Source organism: Nitrosospira multiformis, assembly GCF_900110185.1.
GTDB lineage: Bacteria > Pseudomonadota > Gammaproteobacteria > Burkholderiales > Nitrosomonadaceae > Nitrosospira > Nitrosospira multiformis_A.
Map to the genome: position 1 here is coordinate 20,649 of NZ_FOCT01000022.1, position 13,809 is coordinate 34,457.

The 13,809-nt window shown below is 54.0% G+C and carries 12 protein-coding genes; 4 read left to right on the forward strand and 8 right to left on the reverse strand.

Translation table 11 applies throughout. The annotated features are described in order from the left end of the window. Positions 1–4: 4 nt before the first annotated feature. Both BMY01_RS16165 and BMY01_RS16170 read right to left on the reverse strand, forming a co-directional pair. Positions 5–1,180: an efflux RND transporter periplasmic adaptor subunit gene (locus BMY01_RS16165; protein ID WP_074749157.1), complete on the reverse strand. Its 1,176-nt coding sequence runs from the start codon at positions 1,178–1,180 to the stop codon at positions 5–7. A gap of 170 nt (positions 1,181–1,350) precedes the next feature. Then, entirely contained in the window at positions 1,351–1,920 is a 570-nt protein-coding gene (locus BMY01_RS16170; protein WP_074749142.1) for a TetR/AcrR family transcriptional regulator, read from the reverse strand. A 320-nt stretch (positions 1,921–2,240) separates the two neighbouring features. On the opposite strand from BMY01_RS16170, the gene BMY01_RS18490 reads away from it, so the two are divergent. Both BMY01_RS18490 and BMY01_RS16180 read left to right on the forward strand, forming a co-directional pair. Further along, positions 2,241–2,462 carry a glyoxalase superfamily protein gene (locus BMY01_RS18490; protein ID WP_254772796.1) on the forward strand — a complete coding sequence of 74 codons (222 nt, stop codon included), beginning with the start codon at positions 2,241–2,243 and terminating at the stop codon, positions 2,460–2,462. 317 nt (positions 2,463–2,779) lie between these two features. Then, positions 2,780–3,865: a DNA topoisomerase IB gene (locus tag BMY01_RS16180; protein ID WP_074749143.1), complete on the forward strand. Its 1,086-nt coding sequence runs from the start codon at positions 2,780–2,782 to the stop codon at positions 3,863–3,865. 3 nt (positions 3,866–3,868) lie between these two features. On the opposite strand, the gene BMY01_RS16185 is transcribed toward BMY01_RS16180, so the two are convergent. Together BMY01_RS16185 and BMY01_RS16190 are read right to left on the reverse strand one after the other, a co-directional pair. Further along, complete coding sequence (locus BMY01_RS16185; RefSeq protein ID WP_074749144.1) at positions 3,869–5,842, reverse strand: FAD-dependent oxidoreductase; 1,974 nt, start codon at positions 5,840–5,842, stop codon at positions 3,869–3,871. A gap of 51 nt (positions 5,843–5,893) precedes the next feature. Further along, complete coding sequence (locus BMY01_RS16190) at positions 5,894–6,079, reverse strand: hypothetical protein (RefSeq protein ID WP_074749145.1); 186 nt, start codon at positions 6,077–6,079, stop codon at positions 5,894–5,896. A 179-nt stretch (positions 6,080–6,258) separates the two neighbouring features. On the opposite strand from BMY01_RS16190, the gene BMY01_RS16195 reads away from it, so the two are divergent. Both BMY01_RS16195 and metK read left to right on the forward strand, forming a co-directional pair. Further along, entirely contained in the window at positions 6,259–9,384 is a 3,126-nt protein-coding gene (locus tag BMY01_RS16195) for a cation-translocating P-type ATPase (RefSeq protein WP_139176967.1), read from the forward strand. Continuing rightward, positions 9,381–10,571 carry a methionine adenosyltransferase gene (gene metK, locus BMY01_RS16200; RefSeq protein ID WP_217638691.1) on the forward strand — a complete coding sequence of 397 codons (1,191 nt, stop codon included), beginning with the start codon at positions 9,381–9,383 and terminating at the stop codon, positions 10,569–10,571. The genes BMY01_RS16195 and metK overlap by 4 nt, the downstream gene beginning before the upstream one ends. Positions 10,572–10,615: 44 nt before the next feature. Here metK and BMY01_RS16205 read toward each other — a convergent pair whose 3' ends face one another. The 4 genes from BMY01_RS16205 to BMY01_RS16220 all read right to left on the reverse strand — a co-directional run bounded on the left by BMY01_RS16205 (position 10,616) and on the right by BMY01_RS16220 (position 13,263). After that, on the reverse strand, positions 10,616–10,975 hold the full coding sequence (locus BMY01_RS16205) for an HMA2 domain-containing protein (RefSeq protein WP_074749146.1): 360 nt from the start codon (positions 10,973–10,975) through the stop codon (positions 10,616–10,618). 311 nt (positions 10,976–11,286) lie between these two features. After that, positions 11,287–12,081, reverse strand: a complete 795-nt coding sequence (locus BMY01_RS16210; protein ID WP_074749147.1) for a hypothetical protein — start codon at positions 12,079–12,081, stop codon at positions 11,287–11,289. Positions 12,082–12,277: 196 nt separating this feature from the next. Further along, entirely contained in the window at positions 12,278–12,790 is a 513-nt protein-coding gene (locus tag BMY01_RS16215; RefSeq protein ID WP_139176968.1) for an HMA2 domain-containing protein, read from the reverse strand. Beyond that, a complete protein-coding gene (locus BMY01_RS16220) occupies positions 12,787–13,263 on the reverse strand; it encodes a DUF5132 domain-containing protein (protein WP_074749149.1) in 477 nt (158 codons plus the stop codon). Before BMY01_RS16220 ends, BMY01_RS16215 begins: the two co-directional genes overlap by 4 nt. Positions 13,264–13,809: the final 546 nt, after the last annotated feature.

Consider the following 13,809-nt stretch of genomic DNA (forward strand, 5'->3'; position numbering starts at 1 on the left):
TCTCTTATTCTGCTGCTTTCACCGGCGTAGAGGGGGGAATAGCCGCTTTCGTTTCCATAGCGGCGTGCTGGGGATTTACCGTCATCCCGTCGTGAAAGATCTTCTGCGCGCCGACGACGATGATCTTGTCCGTCGTGTCGAGGCCAGACTGCACGATGCGGAGGCCATCGACCTGCCGACCCAATGTAATGTTCTTGCGGAGCGCCTTGTTGCCCTCCCCCAATACATAGACATATTTGCGGTCCTGGTCGGTCAGAATGGCTTTATCGTCGATCAGGAGTGCGTGCAGCTCATCGCTGCCTTGCAGCTGCACCCGAGCGTGAAGGCCGGGTGTCAACGCTCGGTCGGCGTTCGCAACGACGGCGCGGACACGAATTGTCCCTGTTGCAGGATTGAGTTGATTGTCGAAGAAATCTACAGTCCCGTGATGCGAAAAGCCTTCCTCATTGGCCAGACGGATGCGAACCTGATAAACATTGCTCTCGCGATCGTTCTTGCGAGCGAATTCCTTGTAGCGCAGGAAGCTATGCTCATCGCAGTCGAAGTACACGTACATTGGATCCTGCGAGACCAGGGTTGTCAGTGTTGACTGGTCGGCCTGGGCAAGATTTCCGGCAGTCAGGTATGCTCGGCCCACGCGGCCTGCGATCGGTGCTCGAACCTCGGTAAAATTGAGGTTGAGTTTGGCTGTGGCTACAGCGGCTTCCGCTGCACGCACCTCGGCGATCGCTTGGTTCAACTCCGTTTGCCTGCCGTTGAATTCTTCGCGCGACATGGCCTGTGCTACGAACAGTGCCTGCGCGTGCTCAATCTTGCTTTGTGCGAGATTTGCAGCCGCCCGCGCATGTTCGAGCTGCGCCTGTGCGCTATGGAGTGCATTGCGGTACGGACGGGGATCGATGACAAAGAGAAGGTCGCCAGGTTTGACCTCGCTACCCTCCTTATAGGCAACCCGATCGATGTAGCCACTGACGCGAGGACGCAACTCTACAGTCGGGACCGCACGGACACGCCCATTGAATTCGTCCCATGCTTGCACGGAGCGCGACAGCACATCCGCAACCGTAACATCGGGTGGAGGCGGCTCGACCGAAGCGCTGGATTCCGTATTGCTGCATGCGACAAGGAAGATTGTCGAGAGAGCAATGAAAATGGTCGTAATAAGGTTTCTGAAACGCATGTCTCCGGGGAAAAGAAAGTTGATTCCGCCTTCTTCGACGGCTTTTAGCACGTACGTCTGACAGTATCTGCTTCAAACAACTTGACGGGTTTGGCTTGCATACTGAAGAAACGGCTTTACCGGGGTCCGGAATAATGACAGATCCGAGGCCTAAAATTGCAATGACTGATTTATGGTTTTCTTGTCATCTTGATCAATTGGGAATGCAGATGCAGCGCTTCGCGTTTGGTCGCCGCTCGTTCCTCCTCATCGAGCAGGCCAGCCAACCAAAGTCCATCAACGGCATAACGGGCCAGCTGCATTTCAGGACCAGAATCAGTATCCTGGTGGTGTTCCAGGCGCTGTTCCAGCCACTGCGTCCACCGTTTCTTCAAGCCGGCCTCGGTCAGCATCGCCATCATGAGGGCCGCCCATTGAATGAAATCATCCTTCTCAATCAGCTCCAGCGTCGCTGTGATATAAGCGCGGGTAAAGCAGCCGGATGGTTCAGGGTCGAGCTTCATTGCCTGCTTGATGCTCGTATCGAAGGCTTGCAGGCGCTCGTTGAAGATTTCCTCGATAAGCGCCTGTTTGGTTGAAAAATGATGCAGCAATCCTCCCTTGGTCACGTCTGCCGCATCAGCCACAGCTTGTAGTGTCAAACCCGCCACACCTTGCTCCACACAGAGACGGGCACCGTTATCCAATAACCTACGACGAACGAGAGCGGGCTGTTTCTTGCGTTGGTTAGCATTCGTCATCTTAAAATGATACCATCTGGACGGTATCTTTTAAATAAACATCTAGCAGGTATTTCAAGAATACTCTCAGGTTATCTTAGGGGAACCACTTCTATCCGCCGGTCTTTCTCGCCACTGTTATGGAGCCTCTGACGCGACATGAGAGAGTGGGAAGCAATAACGTGATTCAAGTATGTGCCAGAAACAACAAAGGAATTTATATTGAACCAGACAGTTATACCGCAACTGCGGATAATCAGCGCCACTGTTAGCCTGCCGGCTTGGGCTTCAGCGTTGATTGGAAGCATCAGTTCCAGCCAGGCTTTCCTTTATTTATACAATTGACCCGGAAAGATCAGGTTATTTTTCTGACGGAGCATACTGGAGACTGTCAGGTGGGCGGCGCGATCTACTTCATAGTTCCCAATGTTGACAACTGCTATGGCGAATTTACAGGTCAAGGCATTACCACTATTGAAGCACCCCAAGACACCCCATGGGGAACTCGAGAAATGGTGGTAACAGATCCGGACGGTAACCGTTTGAGATTCGCAACGCACTAACCCCTATCGCCCCCTTGAAATTCCAAACCTGTCAAATAAGGAATGTGCGAACGCTTTGAGCAATCACCGAGGTGATGCCTCGCTTACGTATCTCCATAAATGAAGAAAACCAGTCGAGACAGATAAAGTTTTCTTCCGGGTTTTTATCCATTCTAAAAGGATGGAACCGGAGGGCTATCATTGCTGTCGATAGAAGCGTGCCTGATCTGCTGCTTGGCAGTATCCTGACGCCTGGCCTTCGAATCCCCTGTTTTTCGTTTTCCAAACTGCTTGACATACTGACTTTGTTACAACCAGCCTGCGATAGGAGTAACTATATGTCATTCTTTCCGGATAAGGAGGAGTTGCGACCGCAGGCAGTGGAAATTCTGGCGGCGCAAGCGGCGGCCGCGGGATTGATCTATGTCTCCGGCAATGAGCCCGGGATCAGAAGGCTAGCTTCCGGCGACGGATTTCGTTATGTCGGTCCGGATGAAAAACCCTTGAGTGATAAGGACGAGCTTGAGCGCATTGCCCGGCTCGCCATTCCTCCCGCTTATACCGACGTCTGGATTTGTCCTCATCCCCTAGGCCACTTGCAGGCCACCGGACTGGATGTGCGCAGCCGCAAGCAGTACCGCTACCATTCCGATTGGCGCGCGGTGCGAGACAGCATCAAATTTGACCGGATGGTGGAATTCGGCGAAGCCTTACCTCAACTGCGCGAGCGTGTACACCTTGATCTGAAAAAACGAGGTTTGCCGCAAAAAAAGGTTGTTGCTGCAATAGTGAAACTGCTTGATACGACTCAGGTGCGCATCGGTAACCTGTCTTACGCCCGCGATAACCACAGTTTTGGACTTACAACCCTGCGCAAGCGGCATCTTGCCTTCATCAACCCCAAACGCGCATTACTGAAATTCCGGGGCAAGAGCGGGGTCGAGCACGAAGTCACGATCGGTGACAGGCGCATCGTCAGCATTATCCGGACTTGCCAGGAGCTGAGGGGCCAGCGTCTTTTCCAGTATCTGGATGAGAGTGGCAAGCGGCGGTCGGTCGAAGCGGAGCAGGTAAACGCCTACCTCCACGAAGTCATGGAAGCCGAGTTTACCGCGAAGGATTTCCGAACATGGAGCGGAACCTTGCGGGCGTTCGAAATCATGCTCAATACGCCATTGCCTGAATTCCCGACCAAGCGCGCACTCAAGGCCAGCATCGTCGCGGCGATACGGCAAGTCGCGGAAGATCTGCGCAATACCCCTGCCGTCTGCCGGAAATCCTACATCAATCCGGTAGTGTTTTCTGCCTGGCAGAAAGGCGATCTTCATCGCTGCATGCAGGAACTGGATGAGGCAGCGCATCCCGCGCATGATCCGATCGAGTCTGCCGTGCTGTCTTTTCTTCGGAAACAAAAGACCGAATAAAACTCAGTTTTTTCCCGGCTTCTGCTGTTCCTCTATCACAGCCAGAACGCGCTGCGCTGATCGCAGCGAGCCTTCAATAAATCCCTGGTAGTCAGAAAACGCTTCTCCGCAAACGTGCAGGTTGTTTTGCCCGGTTTCCTGCTCCTCTTGTTCGAGAGAAAATGCCTCGAGAAACTCGATATGCTCCCGGGACTTTACACCCGGACGCCACCCATGCGCCGCGGCACCGAAAGGCTCCTTTCCCCAGTCGCGCATCCCGCAGGCGAGAAGGCGGCCTGTGGTAAAGTCATGATGCTCATAATCCCTGGCAAACTGCACGAAACGCTGCCATAGGCGAGCCGATCCGGGCTTGATTTCGATAATCGAACCGCACGTCGGGGAAGGTTTTTTCTCCAGGAACCAGATCCTGGCGGCATCCTGATAGTCGACCTGTGCCCCCTCCGGTTGCTCGGGACCTTTGGAATTATTGCCGGATTCGCTTCTGAGGTAATCGGACCAGAATGTGATTGCCGGGCGGTCGGTATAAATCATGATCAACCCTTTTGTCCGGTCCCTGCTTTTCACATACAGCAGCTCGCGGGTTGGTATGTCAGAAGCATAGCGGTTGAGAGACCGGTTGTCTTCCCACCAGGGTTTCTCGATGACGAAAAAACATTTCAGCAACGGAAGGCAAACAACCGCATTGAATGCTTCGTGAAGCTTGCCTTTTGGACGCTCCCCATTCCATGACATTTCCTCGAGCGGACGCTTCGGCAGGGCAAAAATGACTCTTCGTGCGTGCACAAGCTCGATCTCATCCTGCTTCTGCACGGTAAGGGCAACCAGCGTATTATCCCGTCTTTCTACGCTCACCACCCTCGCGCCTTTCGCGATTTTCAGACGAGGAGATTCGTGACTGTTCTGGTGCTTCCGCAAGACTTCCAGGAGGTTCCAGATTATCCTGCTCATCCCTCCGCGTATGCCTCGAAGCGAACCCGTGCTCCGAATTGCCCTGAGCCAGAAGATAATCCACTCGGCGGCATTCAGATTTTCGTGAACAAAATGATAGTAACTTCCCCAATCCCTGATCTTGACCACCGCATAATGGCTCAAGACATCGCTGAGGACGTTCCAGAATCCCAGGTCCCATAACGGCTGGTCCCTGAACCGCGCATGCTCCCGAATCGTTACGAAGTCAGGATCGGTAAGGTACTGTATCCATTCGAGCAGCTCTCCCTTCCAGTAATGGCGATAAAAGAACTGGGAGCTGTGCAGCTTTCTCCATTGTTCATTGGCGGCTTCCGTACACCAGGGATTCGAAGCCGGGCCGTCGAATTTCGGACCGTGGACGAGCTCGAAGATGCGCCTGAGAGCGAGTATCATCAGGTCAAAAGGAGTTTTCTGCTGTGCTTCCTCCTCCTGAAGAGTGAATCGAGGCGCCATCGGATCTTCGGAGGTGTACGAAGAGAACGGCACGAGGTCATCCAGGCTTTCTTCCTCCCCCGGATCAGGCTCCCTGATTCCAAGATCGTCGAGCAATCCCTGCAATAAAATCTGGTCCCGCGGCTCGATTCTCATGGGCCCGAATTCGGCGCGAAAGTATTCGATATCGGTCAGCTTTTCGACATCGTTGCCATCCACATTCCTGAATGATTTTTCTGTCGGACCTCTGAATGGAGACTGTTTACCCGTTTGCGGGTCAGGGGGAGCAAGGTAACCATCATCGATGTTCCAGTTACACGGGTCCCATGTATCTTCAAAACCGATCTTCTTTCCATTTTCCTCACTGCTTCTCAGCAGGGACCACGTTTCGATGCGCCCGCCAAACCGGTCGGAAGCTTCCAGAAGGAGAATGCTCCTGATATCGAGCGAGCCGCTCCGGACTTTCTTGATAAGCTCGTGGCAGCAATAGAGCCCGGCAATACCGCCGCCGATAATTACCAGATCATGTATTTCCGCTTTCTGCGTATGCTGCGTATGAGATGTATTGCTCGGCATTTTTTCTCCCGTTACCCCGGTGACCTCGATGCTTCAAGCGGACTGATGAGACTAGATCGAACCGAAACCTGATGCATCGAGTGCATCAGGTGCAGTACCTGATCTTGAATTATAAGGATAGAAGACCACGAAACGGAAACCAGAAATCAGTGCCAGTAATCCCGCTGCTTCAGAATACAAGGTGCGCTGATTGGCGGCGAAGTTCATCAAAGAGCCGGCACAGCTTGCTGAGAACATCGTTTTAACCTAAAAAGAAGAAGTCTCCAATCGTTTGAGATTCGGAACGAGGAAATGGTTTTTTGGAAATACTACTGATCACCTTGGCCGCAAGGTCGGTGGTTACATAGTTGTCCCGAGCGTCGCATACCATAATCCGTAGCAGTGAAACGTCATGTAACTACATAACTTCTGCGAGGATGTCTCTACTTTTCGACCAGATGCAACGTCCTTCTTTCTTCGGGACAGGTGCGACTGAAGTCGAGCCTCCCGAACCGGTGCGCATCGTTCATGCAGCTGTGGAGGGCCGCGCAAGGCTTAAGGTACGGGGCTTGTATCGATCTGAGCCCATCAGGCGTAAGCTCCAGTCTGCACTGCCGAGGCATGATGCGATCAGATACGCTTCCGCGAACGTTCTCACGGGTCGGGTATTGATCATTTTTGATCCGGCACGCGACCTTGAAGAAATCAAGGCCTGGTTGGAGCAACTGCTGCTGGATGCCGGGCATGAAATCATTCCTGAGAACCCGGTAGACGATGGCCGTTCGTTGCGTTCCTCCGGACGTCCTGGTTCTCCCCTTATTTCTTCTGATTCCAATTCAGTTCTTCCACGGGATCGGAAAAATTGGCATACCTTGCCTGGCGATACCGTCGTGGCTGCGCTTGAAACCTCCATGGAATTCGGCCTTAGCCAAGCTTCGGTGGAGCGGAAGCTTGGACATTTCGGTGTCAATAGCCTACCGGAGACGCCGCCCCGTTCCGGGCTGAGCATTTTTCTGGGTCAGTTTAAAAGCCTGCCTGTGGCTTTACTCGGTGTATCCGCTGTCCTTTCTGCAGCCACTGGAGGACTGATTGATGCGGCGGTGATCCTCGGAGTAGTTTTGATCAACGCGGGCACGGGCTACGTTGCCGAGTCTCAATCGGAGCGAACGATTAATGCGCTCGGACATGTGGCCGAGCAGAACGCAATGGTCATCCGCGATGCACGGCTTCTGGAGGTGCCGGCCAAGTCCCTGGTACCAGGTGACATCCTGGTGCTGACGCCCGGAGCTCGGGTAGCTGCTGATGCCAGGGTGCTCGAGTCGCGCAATCTGATGGTGGATGAATCCATGCTTACCGGAGAAAGCCTTCCGGTGTCGAAAAGAGTGAGCCCACTGGACAAGCCGGATGTCTCTCTCGCGGACCGCCTTAACATGGTATACATGGGTACGGTGGTAACGGGTGGCAGCGGCCTGTCGGTAGTGGTTTCGACCGGACGATATACCGAGATCGGCACGATTCAATCGCTTGTAGGCGAAACCCGCCCTCCGGAGACACCCATGCAGCGCCAGCTTACGATCCTGGGGAATCAGATGGTGTTGCTGTCCCTGAGCATCTGCGGAGCAATGTTTCTGATCGGGCTGGTCCGTGGTCACGCTTGGCTGCAAATGTTGAAAACCTCCATTTCCCTTGCCGTGGCTGCAGTCCCGGAGGGCCTGCCCACCGTTGCAACGACCACTCTTGCGCTGGGTATCCGGACAATGAACCGTCACAAGGTGTTGGTACGACGCCTCGATGCCGTGGAAACCTTGGGCGCAGTACAGGTAATCTGCCTGGACAAAACCGGAACGCTCACTCTCAACCGTATGTCCGTCCTGGCCCTGTACAGCGGAGAACGCCGCATTACAGTGAATAGCGATGTGTTTTACGATGCGGGTGTAAGAATCGATCCCTATCAGAGCGATGAATTGTTGCGGCTCCTCCATGTGGCTGTTCTTTGCAACGAAGTAGAACTGAACGGTGAGAAAGGCAACTACCTGCTCAAGGGATCCGCAACAGAAAGTGCATTGATACATCTTGCGCTAGCGGCAGGCGTTTCAATTGACGCGCTTCGCCGGCGCTATCCCAGAGAGCAAGTGGAATACCGCACCGAAACGCGGAACTACATGAGCACGACCCATAGCGCGCAAGGGGATGGAAAGCTCGTGGCCGTCAAGGGTAATCCGGTCGAGGTGCTGGAAATGTGCGGGTGGTGGTTGAAGGACGGCGCACGTTTGCCCCTCACGCAGGCGGAGCGAACAGTCATACTCATGGAAAATGATCGCATGGCCGCAGAAGCGCTGCGTGTGCTGGGATTTGCCTACGTCGAACCGAAGCAAGCCGATCAATCTTCAGCGGATGAACTCATCTGGCTAGGAATGACGGGAATGGCAGATCCCCTGCGGCAGGGGATGAAGGAACTTATCGCCTTGTTTCATCAGGCCGGGATAGACACAGTGATGATAACCGGTGATCAAAGCGGCACTGCATATGCGATAGGGAAAGAACTTGGGTTATCCGGCGGCAGCGAACTCGACATTCTCGATTCTACCCGGCTTGATCAACTTGACTCAGAGGTCCTGGCTGGGCTTGCCCAAAAGGTTAATATCTTCTCCCGCGTCAGCCCGGCCAATAAGCTGCAAATCGTGCAGGCACTGCAGCGCGGTGGCAAAGTCGCCGCGATGACGGGCGACGGCATCAATGACGGGCCCGCCCTCAAGACCGCCGATATTGGCGTCGCCATGGGCGGCACCGGCACGGAGGTGGCGCGCAGCGTGGCCGACGTTATACTGGAAGACGATAATCTCAGCACCATGATTGTGGCCGTCTCGGAAGGCAGGACGATTTACAACAATATTCGCAAATCGATTCATTTCCTTACCGCCACCAACCTGTCCGAGATCATGCTGATGCTCGGCTCTGTAGGGACAGGGCTAGGCACTCCGCTCACCACCAGCCACTTGCTGTGGATCAACCTGGTAACCGATATCTTCCCCGGGCTGGCGCTTGCTGTTGAGCCCCCCGAGCCTGATGTTCTGCAGCAGCCCCCGCGAGACCCGGGGGAACCCATTGTAGGTGCGGCCGACTTCAAGCGCTACGGTCTGGAGTCGCTGACAATGGCTGCGGGGTCAATGGGAAGTTATGGCTACGCCATGGCACGTTATGGCGGAGGGCAGAAGGCCAGCACGATTGCCTTCATGACCCTGACGATGGGACAGCTGCTTCACGCATATAGTTGCCGTTCGGACCATATCGGCATATTCAACCACGAGACGCTCCGTTCCAATCGCTATCTCGACTTGGCGATCGGTGGAACGGCCTTGCTCCAATGGGCTACGGTGCTGGTGCCAGGCGTCCGCAGTCTGCTTGGTAACACCCCGATAGGCCCACTCGATGTGGCGGCGATAGGCGCAGGTTCTGTACTGCCCTTTTTCCTGAATGAAGCAACCAAAGACGCCGCCTTCGAAGAAGGCAAGCGACGTAAAGAGCCGCTATCTCTACCACCAGCGCCACGGGAGTATGGATGATGAAACAGAATTTCATGTTCACCTCCGAATCTGTAACTGATGGGCACCCGGATAAACTTTGCGATCAAGTGAGCGATGCGGTGGTCGACCGCTTTCTGCAGCAAGACCCATTTTCGAAGGTGATAGCGGAGTGTGCAGTATCCACAGGAATACTTTTTATCGCAGCACGCTTCGCTTCGTCGGCTTCTATCGACATCCCCGAGCTCGCGCGCCGGGTTATACACCAGCTTAGCTACGAGCAAGCGGATTTCAATGCAAGAGATTGCACGATCATGACGAGCCTGACCGAACTGCCGGCACCGTCTTATCCGTTCATAGATGAGAGGGAAATGAGTGAGGAAGAGCTGGAATCCGTTACTGCCAAGAATCAGGCCAATGTATTCGGCTTTGCCTGCAATCAGAGCCCGGCCTTTATGCCGCTACCCATCTCGCTTTCGCATAAACTGGCGCGTCGGCTTACAGCCGCACGTTTTCAGAAGCAGATTCCCTATCTTGCGCCGGATGGAAAAACGCAGGTAGGGGTGGAATATCGCGAAGGCAGACCGTATCGCATTCATTCCATCACCATCGTTGCCACTCAGCAAAAGACCGCCATGCGCGGCCTCGCCCCGTTGCGCGATGATCTCAATGCGCATGTGATTGAGCCGGTTTTCGCGACGGAAACGCTGCGGCCCGACTCCCGCACCCATATTTTCATCAATCCGGAAGGATTGGTTGCCGACGGAGGACCATCGTTACACTCGGGGTTGACTGGCCGCAAGAACGCAGTGGATACATACGGTGAATATTCCCGGCATTCGGAATCCGCGCTTTCCGGTAAGGACCCCTCTCGTATCGATCGGGTAGGGGCCTATGCAGCACGCTACGCGGCCAAGAATGTAGTCGCCGCCGGCCTTGCGCAGGCATGCGAGGTACATCTGGCATATTCGATAGGAATATCGAGACCGGTAAGCGTACAGGTGGATACTTTTGGTACAGGCAGCATTCCTGATACCGAAATAACGGCCCGTATTCTCGACCAGTTTGATTTCCGACCTGCCGGAATCATCCGCGCCTTTAATTTGCGCTATCAGCCTCAACTATTTCGCGGTTTGTTTTACCGCAAGCTTGCGGTTTATGGTCAGGTGGGACGAATGGATATCGGATTGCCGTGGGAGAGCACGGACAAAGCTGCATTGCTGCGCTAGCTCGATCTCGGGTGGATCAACGCATTTCGAGCGATACTCCCAGCTCAGATCAGTGCTGCGACCAGAGCCACAGCCGACCGTTCCAATGCAGTTTCCATGATTTTCTGCACGAAAATATCCACGGCCTTCGGCGTTACCGGAGTTCCGTGCGCGGGTCCGGATAGAGTGTCGGTATGCTGGATATATCCGAGGTCATACAGGGAATTGAGAATCAACGTGGAGCTTACGAGACATCTGTCATACCTGATCACCACACTGCCGGTGACAATGCTGGTTTCAATCTGAAGAATACCGTTTACCCCTTCCAAGTACGACTTCAACTGCCGAGCACGAGACTCGTTTTTTTTCAGGAGCGGCGTATTGACACGTAGTCGGCCCGGCACATGGTGGATATAGTGAGCCATGATTTACCTCCATTAAGCTATCTTTCTCATGGAGGTATTTAAGCGAGACTTTGTTACAACATGATGAACGAAGTGCGTTACCAACGGCATCCGTTGATTTTCAGGAAGGTGTCCTTAGCTGCGTTCAAAGGCTCGGATCCAAGCCTTCCCGATCTTGCTTATGAGTAAGAAAGTGAATGGCATGCGGTGCAAAACAAGGAAACTGGAGAGTGAAGCTGGTTCCGCGGCGTTTGCTTCTTATGCCCAAAAGTTGGCTCATGGATATGAACAGGGCTAAGGCGCCTGCAGGCCGCAGCCTTCGTAGCGACTGGTTAAACGGGCTCGTTGTTTTTCTCGGGGCGAATATATTCCCCAGGCGGAACGCGGTCGTCCATGTGATATGACGTTAGCATTGCAGCACCTGCCACGTCCTTTACACCCTCCACAACACTCATAAGAATGTCGCGCACGCTCGTGACAGCGGTGGTGCCAATATCGCCTACCCCTCCAGCTGCCGCGTTTACAGTCGCCCTGACCGTCTCTACGACATTACCCCCCGTCTCCCTCGTTCCCTCTGCCACACCGTCCACCGTCCGCTTGGCAACCAGCAATGTGTCACCCCCTGCGTCAGCAGCACCACGGACTGCGGCTTTTACGGTTTCTGTTGCCGCTGTGATGGCGTCGCCACCGACGTCGGATACGCCCATTACCACGCCCTTGGCAACGCTTTTCGCGGAAAGCATTAATCCGGTCCCTACGTCTTCGGTGGCGGCAAGAGCACCCTTGACGACATCCCTTGTTATATCGACTGCTTCCGTACCGACTGCCCCCGTTGCTCTCAACGTATTGGATACGGTATTGCGCACCAGGCTTACGATATCAGATTCAATTTCATCGATGCCTCTCAAGCTGCTCGCAATGCCTGTTTTTACGGTGTGGCCGGCCTCTCCCATCGCACGGTCAGCGTCCGAGCGATAGGGACGTGTCGTTCCCACATATCCTTCATCTCTCGGGCGTGTTTCACCGCCAGCATACCTTTCTTCCTCGGGCGTCTCTATATCGGTCCGCTTTTTTTCCTCGGGGCGCGGCTTTCCCCCTGCGTGCCTGCCTGATCTAGGGGTATTCATTTCGATTCCTCCTCGTATAGTTATGATTTCCGTACTATGACGATGAAAATGTCTCTCTCATTTTGCTGCTTTCTACCGCTTCAGTGCAGAATTCCCTGGTTTGGACCCTTGCAACCCCTTGGCTCGCTCAGAATTTTTGCAACAGATTTTTGTTTTGCGAGATTTTCGGAAATCATCATTCAATCATTTCAAAAATCTAAGATTCTTCGGACAACTTGGTTTCAATGAGGGAATGTTCCGGGTTATCGCCGTTCGTCCCCGGAAAAATGCAGTACGCGTACCAGAATGCCGCTATCGCCGAGATCGCTATATTACCCCTGATTACCTGCACGACACCCATACCCATCATTCCCAGGAATATCAGTCGCCGGATATCTGATTTTTTTCCGGTTTTCGGATATGGCTTATGTTCGACGTTCCTGATGTCATCAACGATTGAAGGGCGCACTGCAGGGGCTGAGGTTTCATTCTTTCCGAGCTGAAGCAGCCCGTGTTCAGCGATATAGTCCCACAGAACCGGATCCTCCACTGTATGAATGACAAGCGCTGTGCCCGTTCGCGCATTCGTCATTACCGCTCCAACCCCGGGACACTCCGCCAGTTCTTTTTTCAGCGTCTCAAAGTACGCAGTATCGCCGCGCCTTTCGTCGATCTTTATCCGCTTCCTACCCGGCAGAGAGTGGATCACTCGCGCAAGTGGCGCCATCATTCCCCCTTGGCTGGCGGTCTACCCGGCGCTCCTTCATTGCGCTGACTACCCTGATTGGCCTGCGTAGCGGGTTGCGTGAGGAGACTTTCCGGTGCCTTATCGGCTTCGCGTGGCGGACTTGCGGCCGGGGCGGCCGAACTTTGACTGGGGACGGAGCCCGGTCGGGGATGTGGCGGAGCAGCCCTCCCTTGCGCACTACCCGCTTGAGCTGCCAAGGCACCCGCCGCCGCATCTTCCGCATCAGCTTCCATCTCCGACTTGACCTCCGCCACGAGGTCATCCACCGTTTCGCTCAATTCGGCAAATGATTCGCGTCCTTTCTCATACAGAAGGACGCTACCCTTGATAGCAGCCTTGGTAGCAGGCCTGACGAGACTGGCAAGAAATGGAAGCAGCACTGGCGCGAGCAGCGTCGCCCCCACGCCAGCCGCCAAGCCCGTGATCAGGTTGCTCTTGAAGTTTTCGGATGCCATGATTTTTCACCTTGCTTCCGGGAGCCAAAATAAATTTATAGATAATTTTTGTTTTTTTTCAAGCGTTGACACAAAAATTTAATATTCGTGAATCCATTCCATTCGCGGAATGAGAACCATTAGAGGATCGTGCATTCCAGGGCTGCAATAGCACGGGCTCGTGGGGGCACAAGCCTCCCAGCCGAGGTGAGCTTTCGTACGACTGCCCATTCCTTCTTTCTTCAAGCGGCGTCCCAGCTCATGCTTTCGAGTAAGCACGTCGATCATGAAATCCAGAAAACGAAAAAATATCTTGACTACGCGGTTTTGCAGCATGTACTTTCAATTCACTTCGCTCAAAAAAGCCTTGAAAAATGAGTAATTTTTATTCCTGAACAGTCAGTTTCACCGAATGCAGCCTATCGAATCGTCAACCTCGAGTCGCGACACGGGCTCCCTGAAGCGCTTACTTGCCCATAACCGCATGCGACGTCTGGCGACGGCACTGCTGATGGTGATGCTTGCGGTTCTCGTTCTGACGAATGTATTTATTTCAGTTCATCCGTC

Excerpts from the sequence above, each read along its gene's own strand:
- BMY01_RS16215 (WP_139176968.1), bottom strand. The coding sequence starts at position 12,790 with ATGATGGCGCCACTTGCGCGAGTGATCCACTCTCTGCCGGGTAGGAAG.
- BMY01_RS16185 (WP_074749144.1), bottom strand. The coding sequence starts at position 5,842 with ATGCCGAGCAATACATCTCATACGCAGCATACGCAGAAAGCGGAAATA.
- BMY01_RS16180 (WP_074749143.1), top strand. The coding sequence starts at position 2,780 with ATGTCATTCTTTCCGGATAAGGAGGAGTTGCGACCGCAGGCAGTGGAA.
- BMY01_RS16165 (WP_074749157.1), bottom strand. The coding sequence starts at position 1,180 with ATGCGTTTCAGAAACCTTATTACGACCATTTTCATTGCTCTCTCGACA.
- metK (WP_217638691.1), top strand. The coding sequence starts at position 9,381 with ATGATGAAACAGAATTTCATGTTCACCTCCGAATCTGTAACTGATGGG.
- BMY01_RS16210 (WP_074749147.1), bottom strand. The coding sequence starts at position 12,081 with ATGAATACCCCTAGATCAGGCAGGCACGCAGGGGGAAAGCCGCGCCCC.
- BMY01_RS16220 (WP_074749149.1), bottom strand. The coding sequence starts at position 13,263 with ATGGCATCCGAAAACTTCAAGAGCAACCTGATCACGGGCTTGGCGGCT.
- BMY01_RS16205 (WP_074749146.1), bottom strand. The coding sequence starts at position 10,975 with ATGGCTCACTATATCCACCATGTGCCGGGCCGACTACGTGTCAATACG.
- BMY01_RS16170 (WP_074749142.1), bottom strand. The coding sequence starts at position 1,920 with ATGACGAATGCTAACCAACGCAAGAAACAGCCCGCTCTCGTTCGTCGT.
- BMY01_RS16190 (WP_074749145.1), bottom strand. The coding sequence starts at position 6,079 with ATGTTCTCAGCAAGCTGTGCCGGCTCTTTGATGAACTTCGCCGCCAAT.
- BMY01_RS16195 (WP_139176967.1), top strand. The coding sequence starts at position 6,259 with ATGTCTCTACTTTTCGACCAGATGCAACGTCCTTCTTTCTTCGGGACA.